At 44.2% G+C, this 6,103-nt stretch carries 7 protein-coding genes, 7 tRNA genes and 2 rRNA genes; all 16 read left to right on the top strand.

The features are described 5' to 3' along the window. Positions 1–206 (top strand): 23S ribosomal RNA (locus AC1DVJ_RS29520); the annotation flags it as partial. Positions 207–277: 71 nt separating this feature from the next. After that, positions 278–394: ribosomal RNA gene (gene rrf, locus AC1DVJ_RS29515) — 5S ribosomal RNA — on the top strand. 53 nt (positions 395–447) lie between these two features. Beyond that, a tRNA-Tyr gene (locus AC1DVJ_RS29510) sits at positions 448–529 on the top strand. 12 nt (positions 530–541) lie between these two features. Next, positions 542–615: transfer RNA gene (locus AC1DVJ_RS29505), tRNA-Trp, on the top strand. A gap of 12 nt (positions 616–627) precedes the next feature. Beyond that, a tRNA-Gln gene (locus AC1DVJ_RS29500) sits at positions 628–702 on the top strand. Positions 703–712: 10 nt separating this feature from the next. Beyond that, positions 713–788: transfer RNA gene (locus tag AC1DVJ_RS29495), tRNA-Lys, on the top strand. A gap of 20 nt (positions 789–808) precedes the next feature. Next, positions 809–888 (top strand) — tRNA-Leu (locus AC1DVJ_RS29490). A 43-nt stretch (positions 889–931) separates the two neighbouring features. Further along, positions 932–1,003, top strand: a tRNA-Gly gene (locus AC1DVJ_RS29485). Positions 1,004–1,049: 46 nt separating this feature from the next. After that, positions 1,050–1,123, top strand: a tRNA-Pro gene (locus tag AC1DVJ_RS29480). A gap of 188 nt (positions 1,124–1,311) precedes the next feature. Then, positions 1,312–1,734 carry a VOC family protein gene (locus tag AC1DVJ_RS29475; protein ID WP_477596224.1) on the top strand — a complete coding sequence of 141 codons (423 nt, stop codon included), beginning with the start codon at positions 1,312–1,314 and terminating at the stop codon, positions 1,732–1,734. 34 nt (positions 1,735–1,768) lie between these two features. Further along, positions 1,769–2,350, top strand: coding sequence for a thioredoxin family protein (locus AC1DVJ_RS29470; RefSeq protein WP_477596228.1), 582 nt, complete (start codon positions 1,769–1,771; stop codon positions 2,348–2,350). A gap of 196 nt (positions 2,351–2,546) precedes the next feature. After that, complete coding sequence (gene tenA, locus AC1DVJ_RS29465) at positions 2,547–3,212, top strand: thiaminase II (RefSeq protein WP_477596222.1); 666 nt, start codon at positions 2,547–2,549, stop codon at positions 3,210–3,212. Positions 3,213–3,316: 104 nt separating this feature from the next. After that, complete coding sequence (locus AC1DVJ_RS29460) at positions 3,317–3,502, top strand: hypothetical protein (RefSeq protein WP_477596220.1); 186 nt, start codon at positions 3,317–3,319, stop codon at positions 3,500–3,502. Between the two features lie 365 nt (positions 3,503–3,867). Next, on the top strand, positions 3,868–4,305 hold the full coding sequence (locus AC1DVJ_RS29455) for a HEAT repeat domain-containing protein (protein WP_477596226.1): 438 nt from the start codon (positions 3,868–3,870) through the stop codon (positions 4,303–4,305). A gap of 24 nt (positions 4,306–4,329) precedes the next feature. Next, entirely contained in the window at positions 4,330–4,533 is a 204-nt protein-coding gene (locus AC1DVJ_RS29450; protein WP_477596218.1) for a DUF3934 family protein, read from the top strand. Positions 4,534–4,661: 128 nt separating this feature from the next. Beyond that, the gene (locus AC1DVJ_RS29445; protein WP_477596216.1) at positions 4,662–5,729 is read left to right on the top strand and encodes an FUSC family protein; all 1,068 of its coding nucleotides are present in this window, start codon (positions 4,662–4,664) and stop codon (positions 5,727–5,729) included. The last annotated feature ends 374 nt before the right edge of the window (positions 5,730–6,103 follow it).

Raw genomic sequence — 6,103 nt, 5'->3', positions numbered from 1 at the left:
GTGTACCAGTTGTCTCGCCAGAGGCATCGCTGGGTAGCTATGTACGGAGGGGATAAGCGCTGAAAGCATCTAAGCGCGAAGCCCCCCTCAAGATGAGATTTCCCAGTATGTAAGACCCCTTGTAGACGACGAGGTTGATAGGTTCGAGGTGGAAGTGCGGCAACGTATGCAGCTGACGAATACTAATCGGTCGAGGGCTTAACCAAAATTCCTAAGAATATTWCTTTACGTGAAGTTTCGTATCTAGTTTTCAAGGCGCAAACAAACGCTTTGACTGTTTGGTGATGATGGCGGAGGGGACCCACGCGTTCCCATCTCGAACACGACCGTTAAGCCCTCCAGCGTCGATGGTACTTGAACCGCAGGGTTCTGGGAGAGTAGAACGTTGCCAAGCAGTTACCCCTAGTGGGTATTTTTTTTGCCTAAGTAGTTTTGTATTGCCTTTATGGAGGCTTAGTGAAGTGGCTAAACACGGCAGACTGTAAATCTGCTCTCTTCGAGTTCGGTGGTTCGAATCCATCAGCCTCCATATACCTTATTTAGGGGCATAGTTTAAGGGTAGAACAAAGGTCTCCAAAACCTTTGGTGTGGGTTCAATTCCTGCTGCCCCTGCCAATATAACATCAATGGGGATTAGCCAAGCGGTAAGGCAACGGACTTTGACTCCGTCATGCCAAGGTTCAAATCCTTGATCCCCAGCCATTTTTCACCTGAGTCATTAGCTCAGTTGGTAGAGCACCTGACTTTTAATCAGGGTGTCGTAGGTTCGAATCCTACATGACTCACCATTTGCCTTATTTAACAGCATGCGCGTATGGCGGAATTGGCAGACGCACTAGACTTAGGATCTAGCGGGCKACCGTGGGGGTTCAAGTCCCTCTACGCGCATCTAACATCCCCAGGTTGCCCCAAGCAGCTTGGGGATCCCTATGCGGAAGTGGCTCAGCGGTAGAGCATCGCCTTGCCAAGGCGAGGGTCGCGGGTTCGATCCCCGTCTTCCGCTTACTAGCGTAAGGGTCTAACAAGTACCCTTACGCTTTTTTAATCTTCGGGACGTAGCTCAGCTTGGTAGAGCACCTGCTTTGGGAGCAGGGGGTCGCATGTTCAAATCGTGTCGTCCCGATATCAACCACAGTTCTTCATCAAGTGATGAGGGACTGTGGTTTTTTGTTTTGATCTAAGCTGCGTATATTTTTCTATTAACCCAGGTAACTTAGTTACCTCCATGTAACTCATTTTCTAACCCGAAATGATGGCGTATACTAGTAGAGAAATGTTATGCACAAAATCATCTAAGGAGGGCTAAGGTAAGTGGGAACTAATACGAAAATAGGCGGCGGAGGCTTCCATCACGTTGCACTTAGAGCAAATGATTTTGACGCGACAGTCAAGTTTTATACAGAAGGCTTAGGCTTTGTAGAAAAGAACAACTGGGGTGAAGGCAACAAGCGAGCTGTCCTGCTAGACTCTGGTGACGGGAATTACATGGAGGTTTTCGCTGGGGGTTCAGGTGAACCGCAACCAGAAGGCTATTTCTTTCATGTTGCTTTCCGCAGTAATAATGTAGATGGGGCTGTCGAAGCAGCAGTTGCAGCTGGGGCTGTCGTAACGGTTGCACCGAAAGACGTGATCTTAGGCGTAAACCCGCCAACACCCGTACGCATCGCTTTTGTCAAAGGATTAAACGGTGAAATCATTGAGTTTTTCCAAAGCACTGGGGAGAACCAACTATAACTGTTCAGGGATGAGAGGGGCATGGAACATGGCTATTAACTTTACTTTATCGCTGGGTGATGAAGCGCCGGATTTTTCATTACCAGCTACGGATGGACAAACATACACGTTGAATGATTTCAGCGATGCTAAGACGCTCGTCATTTTTTTCACTTGCAACCATTGTCCTTATGTCATCGGTTCTAATGAAGTGACACGAGAAACAGCCAATCGGTTTAAAGATAAGGGTGTACAGTTCGTTGGTATCAACGCCAACAGCGTGAACACCAAGCCAGAAGATTCCTTTGAACATATGGTCACGCATATGGAGGAGCATCAATATCCATGGATCTACCTGAGAGACGAAACACAAGAAACGGCATTAACCTACGGAGCATTACGTACACCGCATTTTTATGTTTTTGATGAAAAACGCAAGTTAGTCTACACAGGACGCGGCGTTGATAATCCGAAGGATGCTGCCAAAATTACAGTAAACAATTTAGAAAACGCACTAGAGGAGCTTACCTCAGGCCAAGAGCTTACGTTACCGTTGACTAATCCTATTGGCTGTAATGTGAAATGGGACGGTAAAGATGCGCATTGGATGCCTGCCGATGCTTGTGACTTGGTATAGCTAACTTCACTCAAATTACATAGCGTACAAAATAGAAAACAATGATCCTCCTCACGTGGGAGATCATTGTTTTTTACTACTTATTCATAACTAGTAATAAAGTTAATATCTGGTAAAATAATAGAGTTCACCAAATCTACTAATGGTAGTTCACTCATCTATTTTTCATAGAATCCCATGCCAAAGGAGACCAATTATGTCCTTTACACAACAATTAATTCAGAAATATGAGCACGAGTGGCGCCAAACCCAACAACATCCCTTTGTCCAAGAGTTAGGTCTGGGAACCTTAGATCGCAGTAAATTCAGGTTTTATATGATTCAAGACTATTTATATTTAGTTGATTATGCCAAATTGTTCGCATTAGGTGTCATCAAAGCTCCGGACCTCCAAACGATGAATGAATTCTCAGCGTCGCTTAGCAATATTTTGCATGTGGAAATGGGGATTCATCGATCTTATGCAGCTCACTTTGGGATCACCGAGGAAGAACTAGAGCAGGCAGAACCTTCACCAATAACGCTCGCTTACTCGCACTACATGCTGCATGTGGCACAGAATGGTGGATTAGCGGAGTTAACGGCAGCCTTGCTTCCTTGTATGTGGAGTTACTGGGAGATCGGCCGCATGCTGAAGGAGTTCCCAGGTGCAGTGGATCATCCGGACTATGGTGAATGGGTGAGAGGCTACAGCTCAGACGAGTTCGGTAAACATGCTGAATGGTGCATTACATTAATGGACCGATTAGCCTTAGGGAAATCAGAAAGCGAATTAGCACGATTAGAAACTATTTTTTTGAATACGACTCGCTACGAAACATTGTTCTGGGAAATGTCATACCAACAACAGATGTGGCCATAATTTTCGACAAAAATACCAATGAAACAAAATCATAAGAGCCCATAGAGTGAATATACATATACGGAAATCATCAAAAGTTGGTTATCAACTGGGAGGTGTTTCGTATGATTTATTGGATTTTAGCTGTGATTGTCGTGGTCGTCGGTGTGCTGGTTGTCATGAGTATTAGAAGAAGTAAATCCACAGCAACTGCTGAAGTGAAAACACACAAGCCCTGCTCCTACTGCAACGAGGAAATCGCCATTGATGCGCCAGTGTGCAAGTACTGTAGGGGGGTTGTAGTGAGCTAGGTTATGTCATAATATCGGGTGAAAAGGGGAAAAGAAAAGCAACGAGTCGTTCGCTAAAAGTGCGAATTGCTCGTTGCTTTTTGTGTCTGTTAGTCTTTTTTAACACGTCTGCTTGCTTCCAACGTGCTCATTCGCAACCGCTCACCAAAGAACCTTAGGAAATCGGATATCTCATTCACCTCAAATTGAGGTTATTGAATTCAAACCCAAAATGAGATTCCTATATATGGTTGTGATATAAAGTCAAAAATCATGAATAAAGGGTACTTCCAAAAACTAAACACTTCAAAAAGTTGGCACTATGGCTGAAAAAGGTGTAACATCTAACACATACAGCACACAGAAGGAGCTTGAATCAGTTGAATATGGAAATACAGAATGAGCAAACGACAAGTTTAGAAGAATTGAAAAAGGCAGCAAACCGCACATCCAATTGGAGGGAACGTCTTGCGGCAGTTGAAGCATTAGGTGAAAATGATGATCTTCAATCCATTACCATCCTTACGCGACTTATGAAAAATGATAGCGTGTATGCGATTCAGGAATTAGCTTACCGCAAGTTGAAAATATTAGGTGAGGATGTACAACTACCTCCTCGCAAAAAAAGTGACCTGATTAAAGGTGTAGGTAAAATATTACTTCGAATCAAAAAAAGCTTACCAGAAGGTCATACGTATGAGGCTTTCAAGGAAAAGCTGCAGAAAATGAGAAGTGATGTTTATGATACGTATGAAGGTGACAAAGGCGCGGATTTCGATGAGTGGTTAGAATCGACATGGTCGGGTTTATTAACGAATAAATAGAAGCAACAAATATGGAGTGAAGATATGGCTAAGGGTAAAGGTGGAACAGGTAGGGGAACGGACAGCAAGGGCTGGAACCGGTGGCAAGCAGCTGCTAATAAGGCGAAAAGTACCGCGAAACCCTACAAGAGTAAAGGTATTAAAGCTGCAGCAGCTGCGGCCAAGGCAGCAGGTACGACTAGTGCCGCAAGTACAACTAGTACAAAGAACAGAAAGCACAGCACATAGCTTAGCTACAAACCGCCCTCGGCATCTTGCCGGGGGTGGTTTGCGTTTTAGCGAGTAAGCTTGATTTTGCATCAAACACATGACCTGTGTAAGATAGATGTAGGATATTTTTGGATGAGGTGAAGGTCATGGTATTTGGGGCGCGCGTGTGGAAAACAGGCATCGCTGTTGCATTAGCTTTATATATAAGTGCTTGGCTCGAATTCACGCCACCGGTCATTGCGGCTGTTGCGGCGATTTTTGCCATGCAGCCCTCGATTTATCGCTCCTGGCGATATTTCTTAGATCAGCTGCAGACCAATATTATTGGTGCAGCTTTCGCTCTACTGGCGGGGATGTTTTTTTCGCAAAATGTGATTGCCATTGGCATTGTATGTATCATTGTTATCATTCTAAGTCTACGTTTGCGCATGGAAGAGACGATTGGTCTTACATTAGTAACCGTTGTGGCGGTGATGGAGGCATCAGGTGAGTGGCGATTTGCCGTCAACCGGCTATTACTCAGCTTGATTGGGATTGGCTGTGCTTTTCTCGTGAATGTACTTTTTTTTCCGCCAAAGCCTAAAGAGCAATTCGCAGCACAGATCGGTTCTATTTTCGGCAAAATGTCACTGCTTCTTCGCACGGTGATTTCGAACGAGATCAAGGAGACGGTGTTTCGTGAAGAGAAGGAAAGCCTCCGCAATAGCTTAAAGTCACTGTCTGAGAAATATAGACTTATGGAAGAAGAAATTAAAAAGATGAAGGTCAGCGGCTCCAAGCGGATCCGCGAACTCGTCGTATACAAGCAGAAGCTGCTTGTGATGTCCAAAGGACTTGAGGTATTGGAAGCTGTAGATGAGCATTACTTTCAGGCTTTCCGAAGTGCGGAAACGGATGTATGTTTTGATGATCATATGGAGAAATTGATTAAGTACCACGAGCATGTTCTATTGAAGTACGATGATAAACTGAAGGAAACGAGCTCGGATAGTTTGGAAATCGAGGCGGAGAACGAACAGTTTATGGTCGATCTCATTGCACGATACAGTGAACAACCGAACGGTATGCTTCGGCTTTCGATTGTGGCAGCAGCCATGTATGACTATGGTCATCAGATTGCGCGTTTGGATAAGCTTGTGGAGCATGATCATCGAGGGGAGACTGAAGAGAGGGAACCGCTAGAAATTTTGCTCAAAAGTATACGACTCAAATAGTTCGGATTTGCGTTTGCTTTACGAAATGGTTTGTGTTATATTATGTGTCTTGCTCCGAACATGGCAAGCATGAACAAGCACAAACCATAGAGTCTGAACGTGTTGATTATCTTCACGAATGGATGAAATAAAATAAAGCTTGCAAATGAAGATTCAATATGGTATATTACTTCTCGCTGCTTCGGTAACACGGTAGCGAACGAAAGAAATTGATCTTTGAAAACTGAACAACGAGTGAGTAAGCACGAACGAGAAATCGTTCAAAAAAAGAGATTGCAAAATCTCGCTAGCAACGCAAATGAGCAATTAAGCTTTCAGATATACGGACAAGCAATTGTCCAAACTATTATGGAGAGTTTGATCCTGGCTCAGGA

This window comes from Paenibacillus sp. P4_A9 (assembly GCF_056402415.1).
This window is presented reverse-complemented; position numbering and strand designations above follow the sequence as displayed.